This is a genomic window from Amycolatopsis vancoresmycina, assembly GCF_000716785.1.
In the GTDB taxonomy this organism is placed as follows: Bacteria; Actinomycetota; Actinomycetes; order Mycobacteriales; family Pseudonocardiaceae; genus Amycolatopsis; species Amycolatopsis vancoresmycina.
In genome coordinates this window covers 221,411-245,252 of sequence record NZ_JNYY01000011.1, presented here as the reverse complement: position 1 = coordinate 245,252, position 23,842 = coordinate 221,411, and the positions used below count along the sequence as shown (strand labels likewise).

At 70.2% G+C, this 23,842-nt stretch carries 23 protein-coding genes and 1 pseudogene; 9 read left to right on the top strand and 15 right to left on the bottom strand.

Features of this window, described 5'->3' with window-relative positions; translation table 11 throughout:
• Positions 1 to 26 precede the first annotated feature (26 nt).
• Both OO60_RS26845 and OO60_RS45945 read right to left on the bottom strand, forming a co-directional pair.
• The gene (locus OO60_RS26845) at positions 27 to 545 is read right to left on the bottom strand and encodes an LmrA/YxaF family transcription factor (RefSeq protein ID WP_004559296.1); all 519 of its coding nucleotides are present in this window, start codon (positions 543 to 545) and stop codon (positions 27 to 29) included.
• A complete protein-coding gene (locus OO60_RS45945) occupies positions 478 to 1,119 on the bottom strand; it encodes a GNAT family N-acetyltransferase (protein WP_004559297.1) in 642 nt (213 codons plus the stop codon). Before OO60_RS45945 ends, OO60_RS26845 begins: the two co-directional genes overlap by 68 nt.
• A 132-nt stretch (positions 1,120 to 1,251) precedes the next feature.
• On the opposite strand from OO60_RS45945, the gene OO60_RS26835 reads away from it, so the two are divergent.
• Complete coding sequence (locus tag OO60_RS26835) at positions 1,252 to 1,851, top strand: hypothetical protein (RefSeq protein WP_004559298.1); 600 nt, start codon at positions 1,252 to 1,254, stop codon at positions 1,849 to 1,851.
• Positions 1,852 to 1,920: 69 nt separating this feature from the next.
• On the opposite strand, the gene groL is transcribed toward OO60_RS26835, so the two are convergent.
• The 9 genes from groL to OO60_RS26790 form a co-directional block, all read right to left on the bottom strand.
• Positions 1,921 to 3,612: a chaperonin GroEL gene (groL, locus tag OO60_RS26830; protein ID WP_033262316.1), complete on the bottom strand. Its 1,692-nt coding sequence runs from the start codon at positions 3,610 to 3,612 to the stop codon at positions 1,921 to 1,923.
• 10 nt (positions 3,613 to 3,622) lie between these two features.
• The gene (locus OO60_RS26825; protein ID WP_004559299.1) at positions 3,623 to 4,648 is read right to left on the bottom strand and encodes an NAD(P)-dependent alcohol dehydrogenase; all 1,026 of its coding nucleotides are present in this window, start codon (positions 4,646 to 4,648) and stop codon (positions 3,623 to 3,625) included.
• Positions 4,645 to 5,334 carry an iron-sulfur cluster assembly protein gene (locus tag OO60_RS26820; RefSeq protein WP_004559300.1) on the bottom strand — a complete coding sequence of 230 codons (690 nt, stop codon included), beginning with the start codon at positions 5,332 to 5,334 and terminating at the stop codon, positions 4,645 to 4,647. The genes OO60_RS26825 and OO60_RS26820 overlap by 4 nt, the downstream gene beginning before the upstream one ends.
• The gene (locus OO60_RS26815) at positions 5,331 to 6,368 is read right to left on the bottom strand and encodes an amidohydrolase family protein (protein WP_004559301.1); all 1,038 of its coding nucleotides are present in this window, start codon (positions 6,366 to 6,368) and stop codon (positions 5,331 to 5,333) included. The genes OO60_RS26820 and OO60_RS26815 overlap by 4 nt, the downstream gene beginning before the upstream one ends.
• 35 nt (positions 6,369 to 6,403) lie before the next feature.
• A complete protein-coding gene (gene mimD, locus OO60_RS26810) occupies positions 6,404 to 6,775 on the bottom strand; it encodes a propane 2-monooxygenase effector subunit MimD (RefSeq protein ID WP_004559302.1) in 372 nt (123 codons plus the stop codon).
• Positions 6,772 to 7,941, bottom strand: coding sequence for a ferritin family protein (locus OO60_RS26805; RefSeq protein ID WP_004559303.1), 1,170 nt, complete (start codon positions 7,939 to 7,941; stop codon positions 6,772 to 6,774). Before OO60_RS26805 ends, mimD begins: the two co-directional genes overlap by 4 nt.
• 7 nt (positions 7,942 to 7,948) lie before the next feature.
• A complete protein-coding gene (locus OO60_RS26800) occupies positions 7,949 to 8,980 on the bottom strand; it encodes an NADH:ubiquinone reductase (Na(+)-transporting) subunit F (protein ID WP_004559304.1) in 1,032 nt (343 codons plus the stop codon).
• A 77-nt stretch (positions 8,981 to 9,057) separates the two neighbouring features.
• Complete coding sequence (locus tag OO60_RS26795) at positions 9,058 to 10,707, bottom strand: ferritin family protein (RefSeq protein ID WP_081656023.1); 1,650 nt, start codon at positions 10,705 to 10,707, stop codon at positions 9,058 to 9,060.
• 106 nt (positions 10,708 to 10,813) lie between these two features.
• A complete protein-coding gene (locus tag OO60_RS26790; protein ID WP_004559306.1) occupies positions 10,814 to 11,044 on the bottom strand; it encodes a hypothetical protein in 231 nt (76 codons plus the stop codon).
• A 137-nt stretch (positions 11,045 to 11,181) separates the two neighbouring features.
• On the opposite strand from OO60_RS26790, the gene OO60_RS26785 reads away from it, so the two are divergent.
• On the top strand, positions 11,182 to 12,966 hold the full coding sequence (locus OO60_RS26785; protein WP_004559307.1) for a sigma-54-dependent Fis family transcriptional regulator: 1,785 nt from the start codon (positions 11,182 to 11,184) through the stop codon (positions 12,964 to 12,966).
• Between the two features lie 2 nt (positions 12,967 to 12,968).
• Here OO60_RS26785 and OO60_RS26780 read toward each other — a convergent pair whose 3' ends face one another.
• A complete protein-coding gene (locus OO60_RS26780) occupies positions 12,969 to 13,673 on the bottom strand; it encodes a DUF4142 domain-containing protein (protein WP_051767774.1) in 705 nt (234 codons plus the stop codon).
• Positions 13,674 to 13,897: 224 nt separating this feature from the next.
• On the opposite strand from OO60_RS26780, the gene OO60_RS26775 reads away from it, so the two are divergent.
• Both OO60_RS26775 and OO60_RS26770 read left to right on the top strand, forming a co-directional pair.
• On the top strand, positions 13,898 to 14,362 hold the full coding sequence (locus OO60_RS26775; RefSeq protein ID WP_033262315.1) for a MarR family winged helix-turn-helix transcriptional regulator: 465 nt from the start codon (positions 13,898 to 13,900) through the stop codon (positions 14,360 to 14,362).
• Between the two features lie 17 nt (positions 14,363 to 14,379).
• A complete protein-coding gene (locus OO60_RS26770) occupies positions 14,380 to 14,793 on the top strand; it encodes a DUF5655 domain-containing protein (RefSeq protein WP_244885583.1) in 414 nt (137 codons plus the stop codon).
• A 59-nt stretch (positions 14,794 to 14,852) separates the two neighbouring features.
• Here OO60_RS26770 and OO60_RS26765 read toward each other — a convergent pair whose 3' ends face one another.
• Positions 14,853 to 16,130 (bottom strand): YncE family protein, encoded by a 1,278-nt coding sequence (locus OO60_RS26765; protein ID WP_033262313.1) that lies wholly within the window; start codon positions 16,128 to 16,130, stop codon positions 14,853 to 14,855.
• A gap of 162 nt (positions 16,131 to 16,292) precedes the next feature.
• Here OO60_RS26765 and OO60_RS26760 point away from each other — a divergent pair, with 162 nt between their 5' ends.
• Both OO60_RS26760 and OO60_RS26755 read left to right on the top strand, forming a co-directional pair.
• On the top strand, positions 16,293 to 17,405 hold the full coding sequence (locus OO60_RS26760; protein WP_033262312.1) for an RsbRD N-terminal domain-containing protein: 1,113 nt from the start codon (positions 16,293 to 16,295) through the stop codon (positions 17,403 to 17,405).
• A 10-nt stretch (positions 17,406 to 17,415) separates the two neighbouring features.
• The gene (locus tag OO60_RS26755; protein WP_033262311.1) at positions 17,416 to 17,865 is read left to right on the top strand and encodes an HIT family protein; all 450 of its coding nucleotides are present in this window, start codon (positions 17,416 to 17,418) and stop codon (positions 17,863 to 17,865) included.
• Here OO60_RS26755 and OO60_RS26750 read toward each other — a convergent pair.
• Positions 17,862 to 18,071: a hypervirulence associated TUDOR domain-containing protein gene (locus tag OO60_RS26750; RefSeq protein WP_033262310.1), complete on the bottom strand. Its 210-nt coding sequence runs from the start codon at positions 18,069 to 18,071 to the stop codon at positions 17,862 to 17,864. The two genes, OO60_RS26755 and OO60_RS26750, sit on opposite strands and share 4 nt — an antisense overlap.
• A gap of 62 nt (positions 18,072 to 18,133) precedes the next feature.
• Between OO60_RS26750 and OO60_RS48350 the strand changes: the two are divergent.
• The 3 genes and pseudogenes from OO60_RS48350 to OO60_RS26740 all read left to right on the top strand — a co-directional run.
• Positions 18,134 to 18,514: pseudogene (locus OO60_RS48350) on the top strand (class I SAM-dependent methyltransferase); the annotation flags it as partial.
• A 384-nt stretch (positions 18,515 to 18,898) separates the two neighbouring features.
• A complete protein-coding gene (locus tag OO60_RS47210; protein WP_081656096.1) occupies positions 18,899 to 19,219 on the top strand; it encodes a DUF3140 domain-containing protein in 321 nt (106 codons plus the stop codon).
• 66 nt (positions 19,220 to 19,285) lie between these two features.
• The gene (locus OO60_RS26740; protein WP_033262309.1) at positions 19,286 to 22,642 is read left to right on the top strand and encodes a tetratricopeptide repeat protein; all 3,357 of its coding nucleotides are present in this window, start codon (positions 19,286 to 19,288) and stop codon (positions 22,640 to 22,642) included.
• Here the strand turns inward: OO60_RS26740 and OO60_RS26735 are convergent.
• Positions 22,624 to 23,820 (bottom strand): FAD-dependent monooxygenase, encoded by a 1,197-nt coding sequence (locus OO60_RS26735; protein WP_004562242.1) that lies wholly within the window; start codon positions 23,818 to 23,820, stop codon positions 22,624 to 22,626. The genes OO60_RS26740 and OO60_RS26735 overlap by 19 nt on opposite strands.
• Positions 23,821 to 23,842: the final 22 nt, after the last annotated feature.

Below are 23,842 nucleotides of genomic sequence, written 5' to 3'. Positions count from 1 at the left end.
CAGAGACATCCGCCGCGTGAAATCCCCTAGCCTCGACGACGCCGTTTGTCCACGGCGCCGTCGAGCAACGGCCGCAATTCCGCGACCACCGTGTCGAGCGGAGCGACGTCCTGATGTGCCCGCGCCAGAACAATCGCCCCCTCCAACGCGCTGAGCATCAACACAGCCAAGGATGCACTGCGGACCGGCGGCACCCCCAGCTGCTCCAGCGTCGCCGCCACCGGGCGCTGCCAGCCGTCGAACGCCTTGCCGACCGCTTCGCGGAGGCTGTCGCTCGTCGCGGCCGTGTCGGCGACCGTGGCCACCAGCGGGCAGCCTCCGTCGAAGCCGTCCCTCGTGAACTCGTCGCGCCACTGGGCCGCCATCGCCTCGAACAGCTTTCCCGGTGTCGGGTTCTCGATCTTCGCCGCGACGCGCGCGACGCGGCGGGCCGCGTAGTCGCCGGCCCAGGTGACGGCTTCGGCGATCAGCTGGTCCTTACCACCCGGGAAGTAGTGCTGCAGGGACCCCCTGGGCGCTTCGGCGTGGGCGACCACGTCCCGCATGCCGGTCGCCCCGACACCCTGGATCCGCACCAGCTGCGCGGCGCTGAGCACCATCCGCTCGCGCGGGGTCCTGGCCATCGGCTGCCTCCTTCATGACGTCCGTCATGGTAACCCAGTCCGGGACGACCAGCGTGAAGTCGCGTTCGCCGCGCTCGTAGGACGGCACCGGCCGGAAGCCCTGCCGCAGCAGCAGCGCCTCGGCGCCGGTGTTGCCGGCCTGGACGGTGACGCGCACGGTCCAGCCCGGCCAGCGTCCCGACGCCCACAGCCACCGGCTCAGCGCGCTGCCGATCCCCTGCCGCTGCCACGCGTCGGCGACCAGGATCCCGATCTCCGCCTCCCCCGGCTTCTCCGAGACGAAGTTGAGCAGCCCCACCGGAGTGCCGCCGCGGAAGGCGAGCAGTGCGACGCCGTCCGGCGGGCCGGCGAGCAGGAACCGCTGGTAGCGCTGGAAAACCTCGGCCGGCCGGGCCGGGCCGCCCATCATGAACCGGCGCCGGAGACTGTCCGGCGAGCAGGCCGCGACGACGGCGGCGGCACCCTCGCGATCCGCGACCTCTATGACAGTCGTCATAGCCCCATGAGAGCACACCGCCGAGGCGAACACACTATGACCGGCGTCATAGATCGCCGGGCCCGGTTCGCCCGGACGGGACCCGGGTACGTTGCCGTGGCCGCGCTCCCCCCACCGCGAAAGGCGCCCCCGATGCAGCTCTACGCCGAACGGCCGATCCGCCGGACCGCCCAGCTCGTCAGCGACCTACTGGCCGTGCTGCTCGTCGTCGTCGCGGTGTGGCTCGGGACCTCGGTGTACGACCAGGTCATGAAGCTGCGCGCGCCCGGCGACGGCCTGGTCGACGCCGGTACCGGCCTGCGCGGCACCTTCGACTCCGCGGCGAACTCCGCCGACGGCCTCCCGCTCGTCGGGGACGCACTGGCCAAGGCCCTGCACGGCGGTTCGGACGTCGGGACCAAGCTCACGGACGCCGGCCACTGGCAGATCGAGGCCGTCGAGAACCTGGCCTGGTGGCTGGCGGCGGTCATCATCGCCCTGCCCGTGCTGACGCTCCTGGTGTCGTGGTTGCCGCTGCGCTGGCACTACACCCGCCGTGCCACGGCCGCGGCCCGGCTGCGGGCACTGGGCGACGAAGGGCTGGACCTGCTCGCGCTGCGCGCCCTCACGACGCAGCCCCTGCACCGCCTGGCCGCGGTGGGCGAACCGGCCACCGGCTGGCGGGAGCGCGACCGGGACGTCATCGAGAAGCTGGCCGGGCACGAGCTGGCCCGCCACGGCCTGGCTCCGTGAGCCGGAGGTCTCCCCGCCGGGGCTCAGGACACCGGCGGGAAGACCTCCGCACTCCGCAGGCCGGGGAACTCAGCCGACGGAGGGGCCCATCCCGAGTGACTGCGGCGTGCTCGCGTCGGGCGAGGGCTGGTGCAGCCCCTCGTCCAGCGGCCCGAACTCGGTCATCAGGGCCGGGCTGCCGCCCCACGGGGTCTGTTCCTCGGCGATCAGCGAGTTCGTCGTGAGCAGCAGGCCCGCCACCGACGCCCCGTTCTGCACGGCCGACCGGCACACCCGCAGCGGATCCACGACGCCGAGGGCGATCATGTCGCCGTACCGGTCGTGCAGGGCGTCGAACCCTTCGTCGTCCCCGAGTTCCCGGGTGCGCGCGACGATTTCGTGCGCCGGGTGGCCCGCGTTGTGCGCGATGAGGAACGCCGGTTCGGCCAGGGCGCGCCGCACGATCTCGACGCCGATGGCCTGGTCACCCGAGAGACCCAGGTCCTCCAGGGCCTTCTCGGCGTGCAGCAACGCCGCTCCCCCGCCGGCCACGATGCCTTCGGCCATCGCCGCCCGGGTCGCCGACAGGGCGTCCTCGACCCGGTGCTGCAGCTCCTTCAGCTCGGCCGGGGTGGCCGCGCCGACCCGGACGACGGCGACCTTGCCGGTGAGGGCGCCGATCCGTTCGGTCAGGACGTCCTCGTCCACGCCGAACTGCGCGCGCTCCAGCTCCGCGCGCAACTGCCCGACCCGGAACTCCACCGCCTCCGAAGACCCCGCGCCGCCGACGATCGTGGTGCGGTTCTCGGTGACGCGGACCTGCTTGGCGCGGCCGAGGTGTTCCAGGGTCATCGTCTCCATCGTGAACCCGGACTGTCGCGAAAGGACAGCGCCGCCGACGATCGCCGCGAGGTCCTCCAGTTTGTGCAGCCGCCGGTCGCCGAAACCCGGTGCGCGGACGGCCACCGACTGGAAGGTGCCGTTCACGTGGTTGTGCACCAGCATGGACAGCGCCGTGCCCTCGACCGTCTCGCCGATGACGACCAGCGGCCGGGGCGCGCGCATCACCTTGTCCAGCAACGGCATCAGCTGCTGCACCTTGGTGATCTTCTCCGCGCACATCAGGATGTACGGGTCGTCGAGCACCGCCTCCAGCCGGCCCGGGTCGGTGACCAAGTACGGAGAAAGGTAGCCGTTGTCGAACTCGAACCCTTCGACGAACTCGACGCTCATCCCGATCGACGGCGACTCCTCGACCGTCACCACGCCGCCGTCGCCGACGGTGTGCAGCGCCTTGGCGATGACCGCGCCGACGGCGTCGTCGTCGTTGGCCGAGATCGCCGCGACCCGCGCGTAGTCCTGTTCGGACACCACCGGGTGGGCCTGCTTTTCCAGGTGCGCCACCAGGAGCCCGACGGCGTGGTCGATGCCGCGCTTGACGAGCACCGGGTTGCCGCCGCTCGCAATGGCACGCATGCCTTCGCGGACGATCGCCTGGGCCAGCACGGTGGCCGTGGTGGTGCCGTCGCCGACGACGTCGTTGGTCTTGATCGCCGCTTCCTTGACCAGCTGCGCGCCCATGTTCTCGAACTGGTTCTTCAGGTGGATCTCCCGCGCGATGGTGACGCCGTCGTTGGTGACCACCGGCGAACCGGTGATCTTCTCGATGATGACGTTGCGCCCCTTGGGGCCCAACGTCGACTTGACCGCTTCGGCCAGCTTGTCCACCCCCGCCAGCAGCAGGTCGCGGGCGTCCGAGCCGAACCGCAGTTCCTTCGCCATCTGCCTGCTCCTAGGGGGTGAGGATCGCGCGGCCGCGCACGCGCCCGGCGTCGAGGTCGGCCAGCGCGTCGAGCGCCGCATCCAAGGGGTACTTCTTCGTGTGCAGCGTGACCTTCCCGGCTTGGGCCAGCACCATCAGCTCGGCCAGGTCGTTGTAGGTGCCCACGAGGTTGCCGATGATGTTGCGTTCGGTGGAGATGATGTCGATCGTCGGGATCTCGATGTTCGAGCCGTAGCCGATGACGAAGTGCGAGCCCGCGCGCCGGGTCATCGCGAAGGCGTCCTGCTGGGCGCCCTGCTCGGCAACGAAGTCGAGGACGACCTCGGCGCCGTTGCCGCCGGTCAGGTCGAGGACGGCCTCGACCTGCTTGCCGTCGGCCAGCACGGTCTCGTCGGCGCCCAGGGTGGCCGCCAGTTCGAGCGCGTCGGCGTTGCGGTCGACCACGATCACGCGGGCCGCGGTCAGCGCGCGCAGTGACTGGATGCCGATGTGCCCGAGGCCGCCCGCGCCGTTGACGACGCAGGTGGTGCCCGGGTACAGGTGCGGAACGGCCTTGCGCACCGCGTGGTAGGCGGTGATCCCCGCGTCCGCCAAAGCGGCCACATCGGACGGCTGCGTGCCAGGGTCGAGCTTGATGCACGCCCGTGCCGACGTCAGCAGGTACTCCGCCATCCCGCCGTCACTGCTGATGCCCGGGAAGCTCCCGTTGGGACAGTGCATGTCGTCGCCCGCGCGGCAAGCGTGGCAGAGCCCGCACGTCGGCGTCGGGTGCAGGATGACGGTGTCGCCGACCTCGACGTTCGTCACCGCCGGGCCGACCTCGTGCACCCAGCCCGCGTTCTCGTGGCCGATCGTGTACGGCAGCTCGACGCCGGACTTCTCGGCCCACTGCTCCTCGATGATGTGCAGGTCGGTGCGGCACACGCCGGCGCCGCCGATCTTGACCACGACGTCGAAGGGTCCGGTCGCGCGCGGCTCCGGGACGTCTTCGATCACCGGGTGCTGGTGGTACTTCTGCAGCCGCACGGCCTTCATCCCGTGCCCTCCTCTTCTGCGCCGAGCGAGTACCGCGCGCGCAGCATGCCGCGGCAGACGCCCGAGTTGGCCTCCATGCTCGTGCGGGTCAACCGCGCGAAGGCGAGATACCGCTTCGCGTCGGCTGGGGTCGTACCGGTTGCCGGGTCGAGCAGCAGCGGGTCGCCGTCCTCGGCGGGCAGGCCGAGCTCGCGGCGGCGGGCCCGCAGCCGGTCCAGGTCGGGGCTCGGCGGGACGTCACCGAGGGTCAGTGACGCCGGGTCCCGGCCCAGGGACCGGCAGACGCGGTCGGTACCGGCCAGCACCGCCTTGCGGACGAAGTCGAACCGCAAGGTGTCCAGCTCGTCGACGGCCTCGCCGTCGAACGAGGCCACGAACCCCTGCCGCGCGGCCACCCCGCGGTTGATGACGTCGGACGCGAAGTGGTCGTCGAGCCGGATGTCGAGCCCGGTCAGGCCCGGCACCCCGGCCACGGCGTCGTAGGCGTCCGCGACCATCAGGAACGCGAAGTTGGGCGCGCAGAAGTACGTCGGCAGCCGCAGCCGGACGACGGCTCGGCCCGCGGCGCTCACCTCGCAGCGGGCCACGAACCCCAGGTCGGTGAGGGGTTCGTCGAGTTCGGGGTCCCGGACGGTGCCCAGCGCCGCCCACACGGCGGCGCGGACCCCGGTCACCACGGCGGTCATGAGTTCGGCACGCCGACGGGCTCGACGTTCTTCGGATCCGCGAGCCGCAACTCGGCCGGGACGTCGATGTCGTACAGCCGCGCGGCGTTCAGCCCGAGGATCTTCTTCTTCTGGTCGACGGTCAGCGGCGGGAAGTCCGACAGCTCGTCGTCGGACGGCATGTTCCAGTCGACGAAGCCCTCGACCTGCCACTTCGGTTCCCAGATCGCGTAGTCCGCGCCGAAGATGAGCTTGTCCTCGCCGAGCCAGAACATCAGCTCGCCCATGACCTTGGCGAAGAACTTCGGCCGGGCGTGCATCAGGCCGCCGACCACGACGGCCAGCCCCGCGTAGACGTTCCGCTCCTGGGTGGCCATGAAGCAGAAGTCTTCGATGCGCGGCAGGCCGACGTGCTCGACGATGAAGTTCAGGCCCTGGAAGCCGGTCGCCACGTGGTCCACATCGGACACGTCGAAGGCGTCCTTGTCGAGCGGCCAGATCGTCGGTCCCTTGTGGACGTGGATGTTCTTGACGCCGAGCTCCTCGCACTTCTCGAAGAAGCGCACCGCTTCCGGGTCCTTGAGGCTCCAGCCGCGCGAGTCACCGCGCCATTCGGCGGTGTACAGCTTGACGCCCTTGCAGCCGTACCGCTTGACGCGTTCCTCCAGGGCCTTCAGGCCTTCGTCGCCTTCACGCGGGTCGAAGGTCGTGTTGACGAGGAACTTGCCGGGGTGCTTCTCGGCCAGCGCCGCGTCCGCTTCGGTCGTGTTGAACCCGTTCTTGTACCACTGCCGCAGGTTGGTCGGCTGGAAGATGGCCGTGTCGACGTGCCCGACCTCGAACAGGTCGTGCATCATCAGTTCCTCGGAGTACTTCTGGAACCGGTCGATGGGCCAGTGGGTCTCCTTCGGGCCGAGCCCCTGGTAGGCGTGGAAGCACTCGATCCAGCCCTTGGCGTATTCCTCCTGCCCCTTGACCCAGTTGTCCGGGCTCGCGTCCCAGAAGTGGGTGTGGGCGTCCACCACGAAGTATTTTTCGCCGTCTTTTTCGTACATTTGTGATCCTCCTGAGCGGGATCGAGTGCCGTTTCTCAGCGAATGGGCTTGAGGTCGAAGTCCAGGAACTCGGCCGCGTCCTCGGGGTTGGCGAACATGATCGTGCGGTCGTCTTCGTGGATCATCCGCCCGTAGTGGGTGGACATGCTCTCCTCGAACTCGGCCGCGTTGAACCAGCCTTCTTCCTCGCCGGCGGCCTCGTCGACCTCGGCGTAGACGACGTCCATGCGGCCGACGGCGTCGACGCGGATCATCGAGGGCAGCGGCGTGATCGTGACGTTGTCCTTGCTGCCCATGACCTCGGCGACGATCGCGCCGACCTGGTTGTTCATCAGGGTGAACCCGCACATGTTGGACGCGGTGTTGTCGGCCTTGAACGGGCTTTCCGCCGTTTTGAAGATGGTCACTGGCCCAGCTCCTCCGGTGCTTTGAGGCCCAATTCGGACAGGATGCCGGCGAACCGGCTCTTCACGCGGTCGAGACCGTCCTCGAACCGGATCGGCTTGGCGTCGGGCTGCGACCACAGCGGCTGCAGCGCGCGGGCGGCGGCGATGCACCGCGGCACCCAGTCCTCGAGCCACTTCTGCAGCAGCGCCTTGTTGTGGTCGGCGAACTCCTTGTCGTTGATCAGCAGGTGGTACAGCGGTTTGGTGTAGCGGAGGTCGCGCTCGGAGAAGTCGAACTCCTCGGCGCCGATCAGCGTCGGGGTGACGAAGTCGCCGTTGGCCGGCGCGGCCTGCTGCACCAGGTTGCTGCGGAACAGCTCGCCGACGAGGGGCTCGAAGACGACGTTGGCGGCGAAGATCGCCTCGCCCCAGTCCCAGATCCCGGTCAGCTGCTCGGCGGTCTCGCGCACGCCCTGCCAGGCCGGGTCCTCGTTCCAAGTGGACAGATGAGCCGTGCCGTCGAAGCCCTCGATCTCCTCGGTGAGCGTCAGGTTGTACAGGGCCAGGTCCTGCGCCGCGCGGATGCGGTGCATGCTGTTCACCGAGATCGCGTTGTTGTGCATGTTCGTCGGGGCGCGGCGGTTGGCGTTGGCGAACAGGTACAGCCCGAGGCCGTGGTCGACGTGCATCCACGCGCCGACGTGCTTGGCGACGAAGTCGACCCAGTTGCGGTTCCACTGCTCGAACGCCTTGGCCTGGCGGGCCGCGTCGATGTTCTGGTTGAGCTGGCGGACGACGTTCGCGTTGTAGCGGTAGAGGGTGAGCTCCCATTCCTCGTTGGGGTCGCGGAACTCGTGCCAGCCGTGCGCCGGCCAGTCGTAGCCCCGGCCGCCGGAGCCCGGGCCGCGTTCGGGCAGCGGCCGGTCGGAGCCCCACGCCTTCAGCGCGGTCCACTCCAGGGGGTAGCCGCCCTGGCCGTCGGCGAAGGCGTAGAGCCAGCCCTGCGACAGGTAGTGCCGCGGGTCGGGCTGGACCTCGACGGTGACGTCCTCGTAGTGGCTCTGCTTGCGCTTGGCCGGGGTGAAGTAGTTGTACTGGCGGGCCGTGGAGTCCGGGAAGACCTTCGCGCCCGCTTCGGCGTCGGTGAACGCCGGCTTGGGCACGCTGCGTTCGGACGTGGCTGTCATGGGTTTCCTACCCTTCGCCCGTGGTGGTGAACTTGTCGTAGAAGACGCGCTTGCCGTCGACGCCGAGCGCGGGCAGCAGCTCCAGTGCGGCCTCGACCATCGGCGGCGGCCCGCAGACGTAGGCGTCGGCGCCGCTCAGGTCGAGGCCGGCCCGGCGCAGGACGTCGGTGACGAAGCCGGTCTCGCCGGTCCAGTCGTCGTCACCCGGCTCGGAAAGCGCTGGTACGTAACGGAAGTCCGGCAACTTTTCTTCCAGTCCCCGCAGCTCGGCCTCGAAGCAGAGGTCGTGGCGGCGGCGAGCACCGTAGTAGAAGACTGCCTTCCGGTCGATGCCGCGCTCGGCCATCGACCGCAGCAGGGACAGGATCGGCGCCATCCCGGCCCCGCCGCCGACGAAGACGAGGTCCGCGCCGGGGTTGTCCCGGAGGGTGAACACCCCGAACGGGCCGGTCACCCGGAGCCGGTCGCCGACCGCGACTCCGGTGGCCAGGAACCGGGAGAACAGCCCGTCGGGGTAGATCTTGACGACGAACTCCAGGAGCCCGTCGCGGGCCGAGGTGTTGGCCATGGAGAACGACCGCGTCTCCTCGGTGCCCGGAACCGCGAAGTCCAAGTACTGGCCGGGGAAGAACTTCAGCTCCTCGTCCAGCCGCACCACCAGGTGCCGGAGGTCGTGCGTGACGGGGTCGTTGGCGACGACCTCGACCGTCGCCTCCTGGATCGGCAGGCCGGACTGGATCATCTCCTCGTCGTAGTTGAGCAGCTCGATCGTGAGGTCTTCGTAGGCGTGGGCCCGGCACAGCAGCGTGAAGCCTTCCTCCTTTTCGAAGTCGGGGAGCGCGAAGGTGGAGTACCGGTCGTGTTCGACGTCGTCGCCGTCGAGGAGGAACGATTTGCAGGACGCGCACTGCCCTTCCTTGCAGCCGTGCATGAGCATGACGCCCTGCTCGGCGGCGGCGCGCAGGATCGTCTGGTCCTCGGCGACGTCGATCTCGATCCCGACCGGCTCGAACCGGACGCGGTGCTTTTCCGCTGTCATCCCAGCCCCGTCTCGGTGCGGGGTCGTGAGTGGTAAGGCGGGTTCTAACCCGCCTTACCACTCACGACCGGTTCGTGTCAGGCCTGCGGCGCCGGGCGCCCGGCCGGGCCCTGGCGGTTGTAGTCGGCCACGAACGCGGCGCGCTGCTCGCCGGTCATCTGGTTGAGCAGCACGTTCGGCGACTGCACCTCGGGCATCCGGCGCAGGTGGTCGAGCGTCCACATCTTCTTCGGGTCGAGGTCCAGGTGCGGCTGCGCGACCATGGTCTTGCCGTCGTCGCGCACGAAGCCCATGTCGGAGACGACGTCGGCCCAGTTCCAGCCGTGGTAGAGCGTCTCCCACTCGCGGGCGCCGACCAGCTGTCCCATGTTCGGGGTGTTGCGGCCCTGGTAGGTGGGCCGGAACGCCTCGGCGTCGGTCCAGCGGCAGGTCTCCGAGCAGTACGTCCGGTGCTGGCCGTCGACTTCGTCGACCACCATGTCCTCGCGGATGAGGCACGGCACCATGCAGGTCCAGCAGCGGTGCGGGTACACGTAGCCGACGTCTTCGGCGACGATCGGGTGGTGGCCGTTCGGCGTCGCGAGGCGGTTGTAGTTCTCCCACCACTTGCCGTACTTGTCGTACCAGCCCGGGTACTTGTACTCGAACCACTCGAAGTCCTCGTCGGTCATCGGGTCGATGCGCCAGTAGTTGGCGAGCCACCCGGTGGCGAAGAACTGCGCGACTTCGTGGACGTACCCCTTGTTCCAGATCCGGTTCCACGCCTCTTCGATGAGGTCGTGCGGGATTACTAGGCCGTACTTCTCCAGCGGGACCAGGTAGGAGCGGTAGTAGTCGTCGTAGATCCAGCGGCGCCACATCTCCGCGTAGCTTTCGCGGTCCTTGCGGCGGTCCTTGGTACCGTATTCGATGAACGTGCCGATCGCGGCGTCGACGACGGCGTGGTTGTTCCACCACGCGTAACGCAGGTCGCGTTCGAGCAGCTGGTGGTTGCTTTCGTCCGACAACGCCATCAGCAGCGTCGCGTAGCCGTTGCTGATGTGGCGGGATTCGTCGGACTGGACCGAGTGGAACACCGTCGGCAGCAGGTAGTCGCCGTTCGCGGCGGCCTCGGCCGGCATGGCGACGAACAGCGTGTTCGTGAACGCCGTCTCGGCGACGATCGTGAGGTAGATGCTCGCCGCGGTGATCGCGTCCCCGGTGATGAAGCCCTCGGCGAACTGACGGCCGATGGTGCCGCAGTAGTCGTTCTGGAAGTTGCGCAGGCTCGAGTTGAAGCCCGCCGGGTCGATGTAGTTCTGCATGTACAGGCGCTTGAGGTTCTGCTGGATCGTCGAGTGCCGGACCTCGTCGATCATCTGGATCGCCTGGCCGTTGTGCAGTTCCGGGTTCGGGACGGTGCGGAACAGCAGCGGCATCGCCCGCGCGGCCGAGATTTCGGGCAGCGGGATGATCGACAGGAAGAGCTTCTGCCACTCCAGCCAGCGTTCCTGGACCTGGCGGAACATGTTGCCGCGGATCGCGCCGTCCTCGGCGCCGTAGACCCGGTGGTCCTTTTCCTCCTGCATCGGGAAGTACGAGCGGAGGACCTGCTTCAGCGGGTCCTTCTTCTTGGCCTTGCGGAAGGTGTAGTCGGTGCCGTAGTGCGAGACCGGGGTGTGGTACGCCGGTTCCCACGACAGTTCCTGGATCTTCTGGTGGGCTTTCGCCACACTCTGGCGACTCATGGATCAACTCCTTCTCTCCTGAGCTCGCCGCCCGGGGCGTCCTGCGTTGACCATTGAAGGGGCGCGGGCGCGCGCCGCGGGTCTCAATCTGAGACAGAACCGCTGCTCAGGGCGTGTCGAGCAGGCGGGCGCGCAGCCCGGCCAGCTCGTCGTGGATCCCCGCCTGCACGCGCGCGTCGCCCTCGACGGTCGGAACGATCCCGAACGCGCGCAGCAGCTCGGCGGCGGGTTCGCCGGGGTGGCCCGCCGCGCCGAGTTCCGGGTGCAGGCCCTGCTCGGCCAGGTGCGTGAAGACCAGGTTGACGATCGTCCAGGGGTTGTACGTCTCGGCGGCCATGCCCCCATCGCACCGCCGGTGCGCGCCCGGGTGCGTCTCAATTTGAGACACCGGTCCGTGCGCCGCGCCCGTACCCTGGACGCGCGGCACAACGGGTGTGCCCGCACCCACGTGGGCCGCGGGGAACTGGAGGTCACGTGGACGAGATGGCCCTGGTCGCCGACGACGAGCTCGCCCGCAGCCGGGTGCGGTTCCTCACCGCGGAAACGGTCCCGGCCGACACGGTCCGGCCGACGATCCTGGCCTCGTGGCGGCGGTCGCGGGAGTTCCAGGTCGAAGCCGACCGGATCGACCCGCTCTACCTCGGCGACCAGAACCTCGACATCCCGCTCATGCGCGGCGCCGAACCGGTGCTGCACAAGCTGGGCGAGCAGTTCGAGGGCCAGCCCATCAGCCTCATCCTCACCGACCCCGGCGGCGTGGTGCTCACCCAGCGAACCGGCGACGCCGATCTGGCCCGGCACCTGGAGCGCGTCGAACTCGTCCCGGGGTTCAGCTACGGCGAGCAGTCGGTCGGGACGAACGGCATCGGCACCGCGCTGGAGGACGGCCGCGCGACGACGGTGTTCGGGCACGAGCACTACGCCGAGCACCTGGAGAACCTGGCGTGCGCCGGGGTCCCGATCCACCACCCGATCTCCGGCAAGAAGGTCGGCGCCGTCGACCTCACCTGCTGGTACAAGGACGCCGGCGGGCTGCTCGTCGCGCTGGCGCGGTCCACGGCCGAGCAGATCCGCCAGGCCCTGCTGCGGCACAGCGACCTGCGGGAGATGATGCTGTTCCAGGCCTACCTGCAGACCTGCCGCCGGTGGACGGGCATCGTGCTGGCGTTCAACGAAGACATCGTGATGATGAACGACCGGGCGCGGCAGCTGCTCGACCCGGCCGACCAGTCGGTGCTGCTCGGCCACGCCACCGAAGCAGTCGCGGAGGGCCGCCGGACGCCGGCGACGCTGTCGCTGTCGAGCGGGCTGCGCGTGCGCGTGTTCTGCCGCCGCGTCGCGGGCCGGCGCGAATCCGAGACCGCGGGCGGCGTGCTGTCGGTGAAGCTGATCGAGGCCGAAGAGACCCTCGCCGTCCCGACGCCGATGCTGCCCATGTACCTGCCGGGCGTGGTCGGTTCGGCGCCGCTGTGGCTGCGCTGCGGGCACGAACTCGACTCCGGCCACCAGCGCGGCGAGTGGGTCGCGCTGGAGGGCGAGCCCGGCACCGGCAAGCTGACCCTGGCGAAGGGCCTGCACCAGCGCCACCACCCGGCGGCCCGGCTGCTGACCGTCGACGCGACGCCCGCCGCGGACTGGGACGCGCTGCGGCGCGAACACGCCGAAGCCCCGGTCCGCACGCTGGTGATCCGGCACGCCGAACGCCTGACGCGCCCGGCCGCCGACGCGCTGACCGCGGTGTTGCGGCAGCTGCGCGAGGCCCCGGACGCGCCGTGGGTGGTCGTCACGCTCGTGCCGGAAGCCGAAACCGAGCCGGCGCTGGCCGAGCTGCTGAAGTCCTTCCCCCGGACGGTCCGGGTGCCGCCGCTGCGCCACCACGTCGAGGACCTCGCGGAGCTCGTCCCGCTGGTGCTGAGCAAGCTCGGCTACGGCGGACGGCTGACCTGCTCGGCCGCGGCGCTGCACCTGCTGATGCGGGCGGAGTGGCCGGGCAACACCGGCCAGCTCCACCAGGTGCTGCGCAAGGTGGCCCAGCGCCGCCGCGCCGGCACCATCCGCCCCGGCGACCTGCCGGCGGAGTTCCACGCGGTGACCCGGCGGCCGCTCAACCGCTTCGAGTCGATCGAGCGGGACGCCATCGTGCGGTGCCTCGAGGACGCCGACGGCAACAAGGTTCGGGCGGCGAAGCTGCTGGGCATCTCACGGGCGACGATCTACCGCAAGATCCACGAGTACGGCATCGTGCCGCCCGCCCGTTAGCCTCACTTCGCCGGCGGGTTCACCGCCGCGGCGACGTCGGCGATCGTCTTCGCGTCGACCAGCCCGGTGTCCTCCAGGACCGTCATGTGGTCCAGCACGGTCTGGTTCGCCTGCGTCGCGTGCCGCCGGATGACGTCGTTCTGCGTGCCGGCGCGGACCTCGGCGATGGTCGCGAAGATCTTGCCGTGCGACGCGCGCAGCAGGTTCGCGAACAGCTTGTCGAACTCCAGGCCCTGGGCCGCGGTCAGCTGCCGGACCCAGCCCTGCTGTTCGGCGCTGGCCTGGTCCGGCAGCGTCACGCCGAGCATCTTGGCGTCCTCGCGGACGAGCTGGTCGAGGTGCGAGTGCCCGTCCAGCAGGTGCAGGCCGGCGCGTTTCACCTGTTCGCTGCTCGCGTGGGTCTGCGCGAGGTCGCCCGCGGGGATCTCCCAGAGCCCGGCTTGGCGGACCTTGACCAGGAACGTCTTGTCGAGCTCGGTGACCGGGCCGGCGCCTGCCACGTCGTCCGCCCCGGCCTGGGCGGCCGAGCCCGGCTGCATGCCGGCCATGTCGTGCGCCGGGACCTGCGCCTGCGTCGAGCCGGGCGCGGTCTGGGCGCCGGCGTTGAGCACCATCACCGAGCCCACGCCGACCACGGCGAGCGTGGCCACGACGACCAGCGCGGTCCGGGCCTTGGCGCGGCCCGTCATGCCACGGTGATCCGGCATGGTTCCTCCTTCTGACGACAGTTCGGGTACGCGGTACACGGACGCCGTCACGCGGAGGTTCAGCGAAATCCGAAGGAATTTCCTTGCACACCAACGGATTCAGCTTCAAGGCACGCCGATGGCACACGAAAGGGAAGGGGGCGGCCGAGCCGGCCGGACACCGCCGGCGAACGCCGGGGATGTCCATCTTGACCGATGCTCTTGCGATTGGCAAGTATTGCGTCATGCAACCCCTTCATGACGCCGACCCGGACGTGGCCGCCCTGGACGGCCTCACCGTGGTCCTGGTCGGGATCGCGTGGGAGTGCGCGCACGCGGCCCCGCCGGAGGTGTCGTTCCCGCAGTCGCGGCTCCTGCTGGTCCTCGACCGGCTCGGCCGGGTCCCGAGCTCGCAGCTGGCGACGGCGATGGGCGTCAACGCGTCCTCGGTGACGCGGCTGGCGGACCGGCTGCAAGCCCTCGGGTACGTGGCCCGCGGCCGCAGCCCGGGCAACCGCAGCGTCGTGACACTGGAGGTGACGGAGGCCGGGCACGAGATCGTGGCGCGCATGCTCGAACGGCGGCACGCCGCGCTGGGCACGCTGCTGGACAAGCTGCCGCCGGCGCAGCGGCAGGCCGCGGCCGAGGCGGCCCGGCAGCTGGTGCACGCGGCCGCGACCATCCCCGCGCTCGGCCCGGCCGCACTGTGAGTGCCATCCTGGACGGCATGCCGATCCGGTGGACGTGCCCGCGCTGCGACCGCGAGTTCGCGCGCACGGGCCAGGGGCACACCTGCGTGCCGGGCTGCACCGTCGACGAGACCTTCGCCGGAAAACCGCCGTGGCAGCGCGAAATCTACGACGCCGTCCTCGGGCACCTGCACACCCTGGGCGACGTCCACGAGGACGCCGTCAAGGTCGGGGTGTTCCTCAAGCGCGACCGGAAGCTGGCCGAGCTGCGGCCGCGGTCGCGGGACGTGCTGGTGTACCTGTGGCTGCCGAGTCCCGTCGAAACGGCCCGCATCGCCCCGGCGAGCTGGGCGAGCGGGCCGCGGGTCGGCCACAAGCTGAGCCTGCGGTCGGTGTCCGATGTGGACGGCGAAGTCCGCGGCTGGCTGACCGCGGCCTTCGCCGTCTCCTGAGCGCGCGTGGTCGTGAGTGGTAAGGCGCGTTAGAACTCGCCTTACCACTCACGACCGGTTCAGGCAGCCGGGCCTGTCCAGCCTTCGGGGACGTGGCCGAGGCGGACCCGCTGCGGGTGGTCGCCGACCGGCACCGAGACCAGCTTCTGCCCGGTCGCGAAGTCGATGGCGGTGACCTGGTCCGCGCCGGCTTCGGAGATGATGCACGCGTTGCCGTCGCCGCTGACCGTCGCCCAGTACGGCTTCACCGCGGGCACCAGCGTGCCCTGCTGCAGGGACGCGCGGTCGACGACGGTGGCGTAGTCGTCCATCGTCCCGGCGATGCAGAGCTTGGTGCCGGCCGGGTTCATCGACATGCCGTGGTGGCGCGAGTCGTTGACGAAGGTCTTGCGGTCGTCGCTGGTCGCCGGGTTCTTCGGCAGCTCCTTGATCCGCGTGATCTTGTCGGTGGCGACGTCGTATTCCGCGAAGCCGTTGAAGAACGACACCTGGAAGTACAGCTTCGACTCGTCCGGGGTGAACGCGACCGGGCGCACGGCGTCCGAGAGGTCGCTGCGGCCGAACGCGTCGAGCCGCTGGCGCATGTCGATCACCTTGACCTGGCGGAAGGTCGTGGCGTCGACCACGGTGATGTGCCGGTCCCCCTTGGTGAAGTCCCAGCCCGGGTCGTCGAGGTCGGTGTTGACCTCGCCGATCGACATGTTCCAGAGGTAGCGGCCACCGTCGGTGAAGACGTTCTCGTGCGGCTTGTCGCCGGTGGCGAAGGAACCGACCTGCTGCCCGGTCACGATGTCCAGCACGTGCACGGTGTTGGACGTCGACGCGGAGACGGCGACGCGGCGGCCGTCCGGCGACACCGCCATGTGGTCGGAGCGGAAGCCCGACACCGGGAAGCGCCAGTTGATCCGGCCGGTGGTCAGGTTGATCGAGACGACGTCGGCGAAGCTCGGCCGCGACGCCACCACCGAACCGCCGTCCGGTGTGGTGTACATGTCGTCGACGAACTGGTCGTGCCCTTCGCCGGGCCCGTTGCGGATGCCGAGGAAGAAGGCGAGCTTGATCGGGTTGAGGTAGATCTCCTGGAGGCGCTGGTCCTTGTCCGGGATGATGTTCACCCGGGCGATGCGGGCGAAGGAGCCGCGGGACTGGATGACGTCCGCCGTGCCGTCCCAGTTGTTGCCGACGAACATCACCTCCCGCAGGGCCGCCGCGGCGCCGGTGGCGGGCACCGCGGCGCCGGTGGCGGGCACCGCGGCGCCGGTCGCCAGCAGGGCGGCGGACGCGGTGAGGCAGGCCAGGCGGGAGAGGTACGACCTTTTCCGGCGGGAATGGGGCACGGGAACACCTTTCGACGCTGAAGAGGTGCGGTGGATTTCGCGGGGAAACGAGGTTACTGTCCGGTATCGTCACGATAACCGGCCACCGGAGCCGCTCCGGTAGGGCCGCTCGCCCAACATCGCGGCCGCGGTGTTGTGGCCCTGCCACAACGGGAGGGTGCCGTGCCGGCCTCACCGCTGCTCCGGCAGGTGCTCGACGCGATGGCCGCCGACGACAGCGTCGTCGACGAGCTGGTGAAGGCCGCGCGGAGCCAGTCACCCGAGGTGGCGCGGCTGCCGGAGGCGGAGAACCGGCGGCACGTCCGGTTCCTGCTCTCGGCCGCGCTGCGCGCCACCACGAACCCCGACAGCGCCGACTACACCACCGCCGAGGCGCTGGGTGCCGACCGGGCCGCGCAGGGTGTCCCGCTCACCGACCTGCTGCGCGGGGTCCAGGCCGGCCGCACGCTCGCCGCCCGTTTCGCCGTGGAACGCGCCCGGGCCGCGGGCCTGCCGGACGACGTCATCCTGGAAACCGTGCTCGACGCCGAGCGCTACACCGGCGCGCTGGAACGGCACATCGTCAAGGGTTACCACGCCGCCGAGCTCCAGCTGTCACGGACGGTGCGCGACGCTCGGACCCAGCTGCTGCGCACGCTGCTGCTCGCCGGGGACCCGCCGACGCCCGAGGAGCTCCGGCAGGCCGGGCTGCGTCCCGAAGGCCGGTACTCCTGTGTGGTGTCCGACGTCAGCGACCCGGCGCGGGCCCGGACGCTCGAACAGGCGCTGCTGGAGTTCGGCGGGGTGTACGGGCTGGTCGAGGGCAGGCTCACCGGCTTGGCGGCCCGGCCGCCCGCCGGGGTGGCGCTCGCCGACGGCGTCCTGCTGGTGGTCGCGCCGCCGGTGGCGTTGGGGGACCTGCGGGAGGTGCACCGCCTCTGCGCGGCGGCGGCGCGGCTGGCCGGGCCGGGCCACCACGACCTGCCGTCCCTGGCGGGCGAAGTCGCGCTGGCGGCCCAGCCGCTGCTCGGCGACCTGCTCGCGACGGACCTGCTGGGCGCACTCGACCCGGCCAACGCGTTCCACCGCGAACTGGCCGCGACGGCCTTGGCCTACCTCGACCACGGCCAGCGCCTCCGCCCGACGGCGGACGCGCTGCACCTGCACCCGAACACGGTCCGCTACCGCCTGGACCGGCTGGCCGAGCTGACCCCGGTGGCCCTGGCGGAGAACAGCGGCGGCCGCGTCCTCGACACGGTCCGGTCGTGGTGGGCCCTGCACCAGTGGCTCGGCTAGGGTCACCCGCATGGCTGAACTCCACCGCCTGCCGGCGACCACCACGGACGGAGAATGCGTTTTCTGCGCGATCGGCTCGGGCCGGGCCCCCGCGGCGTTCGTCCACGAGGACGAGGAGTTCGTGGCGATCGCCGACCTGCGTCCGGTGACGACCGGCCACCTGCTGGTCCTCCCCCGCGCACACGCCGCGGACCTGGCCGCGCTCCCGCCGTCCGCGGGAGCGCGCATGTTCACGATCGCCCAGGAACTGGCGGCGGCCCTGCGGCGCACGGACCTGCGGTGCGAGGCGGTCAACCTGTTCCTGGCCGACGGGGAGGCGGCGGGCCAGGAGATCCCCCACGTCCACCTGCACGTGATCCCCCGGTTCCCCGGCGACGGCTTCGTGCTGGAGGCCGACTGGCGGGTGCGGTCGCGGGAGGAGCTGACGGAGGTCGCGGCTCAGGTTCGCGCGGCGCGCTAGGCTTTGTGGAGCTTGTCCGGGTGGTGGACCGCGGTCTTGCCGGATTTCTCGCTCTTGACCAGGTACTGCGGGTTGTCGGGTGACGCTTTGACGTCCCGTTTGCCGGCGTGGGTGTCCTTGGTGATCTTCTCCTCGACAGTGCCGACGGAGCTCTGGTTGCCGGCGTCCCACTTGACGCGGTCGCCCTTCTTGAATTCGTTGCTCATACGCTGCAGGTACCCCGAATCCGCCCTCTCACTCGGGGGGCAAGCGCGGTTACGGTGACCGGGTGGAAAAGAACGAGCTCGCCTCGTCGTTCGGCGCGGCGGCGGCCGCCTATGCCGAGCACCGCCCGGACTACGCGCCCGCCGCGGTGCGCTGGGCGCTCGGCCCCGCGCCCGGCCCGAGGGTGCTCGACCTCGGCGCCGGAACCGGCAAGCTCACCGCCACCCTGGTGACCCTCGGGCTCGACGTGACCGCGGTCGAGCCCGACCCGGCCATGCTGGCCGAGCTGCGCCGGACCCTGCCGGGCGCGCGGGCCCGGCCCGGGAGCGCCGAGGCGATCCCGCTGCCGGACGCGTCCGTCGACGCGGTGCTGGCGGGCAACGCCCTGCACTGGTTCGACCTGGCCGTCGCCGGACCGGAGATCGCCAGGGTGCTGGCACCGGGCGGCATCCTGGCCGGTCTGTGGAACGTCGTGGACGACCGGGTCGGCTGGGTGGCCGGGCTGGCGCGTGCCGGCGGCAGCGCGGTGATCGGCCCGCGGGACACCCCCACGGGCTGGCGCGCCGAAACCGCGGAGGCGTTGCACACCGCCCGATTCGGGTCACCGGCGCGGGCCGAGTTCCCGCACGGGCAGCGCCGCACCGCCGATTCCCTGGTGGCGGCCCTGGCCACCCGGGCCGGTGTACTGGTCATGCCGCCCCGGGAACGAGCGGACACACTGGGCCGGATCCGGGCGTTCCTGGCCGGCGAACCGGAGACCGCGGACGGCGAGTTCACCCTTCCGATGCTGACCTGCGTGCTGCGCGGCCACCGCGGGTACCCGTCCCGGATGGACGACGAAGAGACCCGCCGCGAATTCGGTGACAGCGTCAACATGACGGCCAAGCAGCTCGACGACTGGCTGAAGACCGACGAGTCGAAAGCCGCCGGGCAGCACAAGGACAGCGAGTCGATCGGGCACAAGTCGGGCCGCCACATCGTCGAGATCCTGCGCAAGAAGAAGGACGACCTTTCCGGGGACGATCTGGCGCACATGCGGAAGGTGGTGGGATACGTGCACCGGCACCTGGCCCAGCGCCCATCGGGGGACGTCAAGGACACGACGTGGCGGCACTCGCTGATGAACTGGGGGCACGATCCCCTCGGGTGATGCTCCATGGGGCTGAATTTCCCCCGCCGGTTGTAACAGGTGATCAGCGGCCCGGTACCTACCGTCATGAGCGATTCGTTCGCGGACCTCGACGCGGCTCTCGGGCGGTTCGACGGGGCTGCCGCGCTGGCCGCGTGTGAGCAACTGGGGGCGGACGGCAGTGCCCACACGGCGGCTGGGCGGGTTCGTGCGCTGTGGTTGCTGCGCCGGTGGGATGAGGGGCGGGCCGAGCTGGCGAAGCTGTCCGCGGTGTGGGGGTCGGTGGAGGTCGAACTCGCGCGGGGAATCGTTGCGCTCGGCCAGCCGGATGATCCGATGCTCATGGCGTTCGACTGCGGAGCCGCCTTGCGGGACCCCGACCGGGCGCTGGTTGCTTTCCGGTCTGCGTCCGAACTGGATCCGGCGAACGCGGAAGCCCTGGCCGGGCAGGCGACCGCACTGCGCATGGCAGGGCGGGTCGACGAGGCCGAGCGCCTGCTCGACCACGCGGACCCGGCTGCACGGACGTCGCCGGCGGTGCTGGTGGAACACGCTCTGTGCTTGGCCGAACGTGGCGAGACGGTGGTCGCGCCCCGGTTGGCCGCCCAGGCCCTCGAATTCGATCCCGGTGATGTCCGGGCAGCCATCGTCCGTTCCGAGTTGTTGCGGATCGGCCGGAACACCTCCGTGGCGGCGGCATCGGCGGACGATCTCCGGACGCGGTTCCCGGACCATGCCGGAGCGCTGGAAGCCCGAGGCTGGATTGCGGCTGACGCTGGGGCCTACGAGGCAGCAAGCCCTTTGTTCCGGGACTCGATGTCGATGGACCCCTCGCGGCCGGGAGCCGTCCTGGGCGCGGTGACCTGCCTGCTGATGCAGGGAGATCTCCCTGTTGCGAAGCTCCTTTCCGAAACGGCCCTTCAGCGCGACCCGTCGAGCCCGCAGCTCAACCTGTGCCGCGTACGGGTGCTGACTGCCGATGACGCACCACCTCCGAAGATCATCGAGGCGTACCGGCGCACGCTCGACCTGGACCCCCGGATGCTCCGCGCACGTCTGGAACTCGCCTTGACCCTGATCGACCTCAACCGGAGGGCGGAGGCCCGGGACGTCATTGCGGTGCTGGGCCGGCAGTATCCCCACCACCCCGACACTGTCGCTGCTTCGACGTGGCTGGACGTGCCGTGGCGCATGCCCGCACCCTCCGTGATCAGGACCAGGATCCACCGTCCGTGGCAGGAAGGGCGGGACCGCCCCGACCAGGTTCTGGAGCACTTGATCGGCGAGGTGGCCCAGAACTGGCGGCTGAGCCGGACGGCCGCGGACAGGCTGCGCGACCGGGTCGAACAGGACCGCACCACGGTCCTGGAGCAGGCGTTCACCTACGAACAGGTGTACCTGCGCAGCCGGAACAGTTACCAGAACGTGGCCAGACGTGGCTGGATAGGCAGATCCTGGCGATTGGCCGGCTATTTGCTGATCGGTCTCGGCGTCACCACCACGATCGCGTCGATGCCGTGGCTCATCTGGCTGATCGCCCGGGGCGCGGGGCTGCCGAACAGGTTGGCGGAAGTGTTCGTCGCCGGCGTACCACTCATCCTGGCCGGCTTCGTCTTCACCCGCCCGTCGTCCAGGCCCTATCCCCGCGTATTCGGGCTCGACCCGATCGAGCTCCTCACCGCTCTCTTCATGCTGTCACTGCCACCGGCCGCGATCTGGCAGAGTATCGCCTGGTTCGGACCGGGACGGGGAATCATCATCGGCTTGTTGCTGGTCGCCGCCGTAGCGGTGCTTTACAAAGTCGGGAAATTCCTGAGCGTGAACGTCAGCCTCGAGGAAAGACTTGCGCAAAGCTCGTTCGACCAATGGCTGGAATACCTCTACGGTGCCACCCTGTTGCCCCTGGCCGCCGAAGTGGGCGAGGTGCTCGTCTCACCTTACGGAACCGTCCTGCCGTCGAGCAGCAAAATCGTGTCCGAGGCGGTTGTCGACATCGACACGCCGGCCACCAAGGAACTCCGCCAGCTGCTCCGGCAGCGCAGCAAGGGCAGCTTCGCCCTCGCCGGGCCACGCGGTGCCGGCAAGTCCACTCTCCTCGAACGGTGGTGCGCCGGGCAGTTGCTGCGGGAGTCCGGCACGCAGGAAGCGCGGATGGATCTGACCGTCCGGGTCGACGCACCCGTCGGCTACCAGTCCAAGGACTTCCTCACCCACCTGTTCGGCCGGCTGTGCGACGAAGTCGAGAACTACGCCGCCGACCACGATCCGGCGATCAACTCCCGGGCGAGCCGCACCGCGGACGGGTCGGCGCAGTCGGGGCTCCTGCGCCTGTTCCACCTGATCCGTGGAACCTGGGTCGAGCGCGAGCGTCGTCCCGGCCAAGGCGTCCTGACCGCTCCCGAACTCCTCCACCTGGCCCGGAGCGAGCGGAACAAGCTCCGCTTCCTGCAGAGCCACACCACCGAGGGCGAGGTCTCCCTCGGCGCCCCCGCCCTGTCCGGCACCGCACTCAAACGCAAGAGTTCCGTGAAGCGGGACGACATCCCGCTCAACCACCCCCAGCTGGTCGACCGGTTCCGCGCTTTCCTCGGCGTCGCCGCGGAGGTCGTGCGCAACCTCGACGGGAAAGTGCTCATCGGGATCGACGAACTCGACCGGATCAGTGACGGTGAGGGCGCCCAGCAGTTCCTCAACGAGCTCAAGGCCGTCTTCAACGTGCCCAACTGCTACTTCCTCGTCTCCGTCTCGGAAGACGCCCTCGCCGACTTCGAACTCTCCGCCATGGGGATGCGAACCGTGTTCGACAGCGCCTTCGACACCATCGTCCGCGTCGACTACCTGACCTTCGACCAGGCGAAACTCCTCCTGAACCGGCGGGTGGTCGACCTGCCGGAACAGTTCTCCGCCCTCGCCTACGCCGTCTCCGGTGGGCTGGCGCGGGAACTGATCCGGCTCAGCGAAGCGATCAGTGACCACAAACCGTCGGAGGAACTCGAACTGGCCACCGTCGCCGCGCGGCTGGTACGCCGTCAGCTCGGCCGGACCACGCGGGCCGCCATGGATCGGCTGAACCGGTCGCCTGACCGGTGGGCCGGGGCCGCGCTCATTCCCGTGCTCGACGAATACCCCGTCGACGAGCTGACCGGGGACCTGCTGCGCACCTTCGCGGCGAACGTCGCCGGCACCGGGGGCGGTGACGAGGAGTCCGGCCTCGTCGCCGGTGTCCGGCTCGATGTCGCCGTCATGGCCGAATACCTCGCCGTTCTGCTGGACGTCTTCGACAACGACCTCGACGAGCAGCGGATGGCCGTCGGCGCCGCCCGTGGCCCCGGTGGGTTCGAGACGCTCGCCCGCGCCCGGCGGTACCTCGGCGCCAACCCCTACGGCGCCCGGGAGCTCGTCATCGCCTTCCGCAAAGCCTGGGATCAGGTGGCGAGCGCGTAATCCTTCAGCTCCAACGCGTTCGCCGCCTCGCGGATCGGGCGGGACATCTGCTCCAGGACTCGGTTGCGGCCCGGGAGGTGCGGCAGCAGGCGGATCATGCGGGTGTTGAACCACGCGAACGCCCGCGACTGCGGGATGATGCCGCGCAGCGCCGTCTTCGCCAGGGCCTGGTTCTTCTCGATGAACGGCCGCATCAACGCCTCGTACCGGGACAGCCCCGCCGGGAAGTCCGCCGCCAGCTCGCCCGCCAGAACGTACGCGCCCGCCAGGGCCAGGCTTGTTCCCTGGCCCGAGGCCGGTGACGCGCAGTAACCCGCGTCGCCGAGGAGGACCACGCGGCCCGTCGACAAGCGGTCCATCACGATCTGGCACACCGGGTCGAAGTAGAAGTCGCCTGCCGAGCTCATGGCCGTCAGCAGCGCCGGGATTTCCCAGCCCAGGTCCGCGAAGCGGTCCGCCACGATGGCCTTCTGGGCGTCGACGTCCCGGCGGTCGTAAGCCAACGGTGGCGCGGTGAACCAGAAAGCCGCCTTCGCGTCGGACGCCCGCGCGGTGCTGTACACGTTCACCATCCGGCCCGGGGCCGCCGCGTGCAGGAGCTCCCAGCGGTCCAGCCGGAAGCTGTTCGGCACCGTCGCGATCGAAACGTACGCGTCGAACCGGCGCAGGTAGTCCTCCTCCGGGCCGAACGCCAGCGCGCGGACGCCCGAGTGCAGGCCGTCCGCGCCGACCACCAGGTCGAACCGGCGGGGTGTGCCGTGGGCGAACGTCACCTCGACGCCGCCGGGACGCTCGTCGAGGCCGGTGATCCAGTCGCCGAAAACGTACTCGGTGTTCCCGCGGGTGGCGTCGTACAGGATCCGGGCCAGGTCGCCGCGCAGGATCTCCGTGTCGTCGCCGTGGCGGAAGCCGAACGTGTCCGCGTCGAGCGTCGCCAGCTCCTTGCCGCGCCTGTTCACGAACGCCGCGCCGCGCATGTCGGTGCTCGCCGCGTGCACCTCGTCCAGCAGGCCCATCCGGCGGACGACCTCGACCGCGACGCCGCGGATGTCGACCTTGTAGCCGCCCTCGCGCAGGCTCGGGGCGCGCTCGACGACGGTGGTGCGGAAGCCGTAGTGGTTCAGCCACCAGGCGAGGGCGGGGCCGGCGATGCCGGCGCCGGAGATCAGGATGTCCATGCCCCGAAGGATGGGCGCGGCC

Bases quoted from the DNA above. Each gene is read 5' to 3' on its own strand.
- OO60_RS26825 (WP_004559299.1), bottom strand. From the start codon at position 4,648: ATGAAGGCCGTGCGGCTGCAGAAGTACCACCAGCACCCGGTGATCGAA.
- OO60_RS26740 (WP_033262309.1), top strand. From the start codon at position 19,286: ATGAGCGATTCGTTCGCGGACCTCGACGCGGCTCTCGGGCGGTTCGAC.
- OO60_RS26805 (WP_004559303.1), bottom strand. From the start codon at position 7,941: ATGACAGCCACGTCCGAACGCAGCGTGCCCAAGCCGGCGTTCACCGAC.
- OO60_RS47210 (WP_081656096.1), top strand. From the start codon at position 18,899: ATGGACGACGAAGAGACCCGCCGCGAATTCGGTGACAGCGTCAACATG.
- OO60_RS26770 (WP_244885583.1), top strand. From the start codon at position 14,380: ATGCCGATCCGGTGGACGTGCCCGCGCTGCGACCGCGAGTTCGCGCGC.
- OO60_RS26755 (WP_033262311.1), top strand. From the start codon at position 17,416: ATGGCTGAACTCCACCGCCTGCCGGCGACCACCACGGACGGAGAATGC.
- OO60_RS45945 (WP_004559297.1), bottom strand. From the start codon at position 1,119: ATGACGACTGTCATAGAGGTCGCGGATCGCGAGGGTGCCGCCGCCGTC.
- OO60_RS26735 (WP_004562242.1), bottom strand. From the start codon at position 23,820: ATGGACATCCTGATCTCCGGCGCCGGCATCGCCGGCCCCGCCCTCGCC.
- OO60_RS26815 (WP_004559301.1), bottom strand. From the start codon at position 6,368: ATGTACGAAAAAGACGGCGAAAAATACTTCGTGGTGGACGCCCACACC.
- OO60_RS26845 (WP_004559296.1), bottom strand. From the start codon at position 545: ATGCGGGACGTGGTCGCCCACGCCGAAGCGCCCAGGGGGTCCCTGCAG.
- OO60_RS26750 (WP_033262310.1), bottom strand. From the start codon at position 18,071: ATGAGCAACGAATTCAAGAAGGGCGACCGCGTCAAGTGGGACGCCGGC.
- OO60_RS26775 (WP_033262315.1), top strand. From the start codon at position 13,898: ATGCAACCCCTTCATGACGCCGACCCGGACGTGGCCGCCCTGGACGGC.
- groL (WP_033262316.1), bottom strand. From the start codon at position 3,612: ATGGCGAAGGAACTGCGGTTCGGCTCGGACGCCCGCGACCTGCTGCTG.
- OO60_RS26820 (WP_004559300.1), bottom strand. From the start codon at position 5,334: ATGACCGCCGTGGTGACCGGGGTCCGCGCCGCCGTGTGGGCGGCGCTG.
- OO60_RS26790 (WP_004559306.1), bottom strand. From the start codon at position 11,044: ATGGCCGCCGAGACGTACAACCCCTGGACGATCGTCAACCTGGTCTTC.
- OO60_RS26780 (WP_051767774.1), bottom strand. From the start codon at position 13,673: ATGCCGGATCACCGTGGCATGACGGGCCGCGCCAAGGCCCGGACCGCG.
- OO60_RS26835 (WP_004559298.1), top strand. From the start codon at position 1,252: ATGCAGCTCTACGCCGAACGGCCGATCCGCCGGACCGCCCAGCTCGTC.
- OO60_RS26795 (WP_081656023.1), bottom strand. From the start codon at position 10,707: ATGAGTCGCCAGAGTGTGGCGAAAGCCCACCAGAAGATCCAGGAACTG.
- OO60_RS26800 (WP_004559304.1), bottom strand. From the start codon at position 8,980: ATGACAGCGGAAAAGCACCGCGTCCGGTTCGAGCCGGTCGGGATCGAG.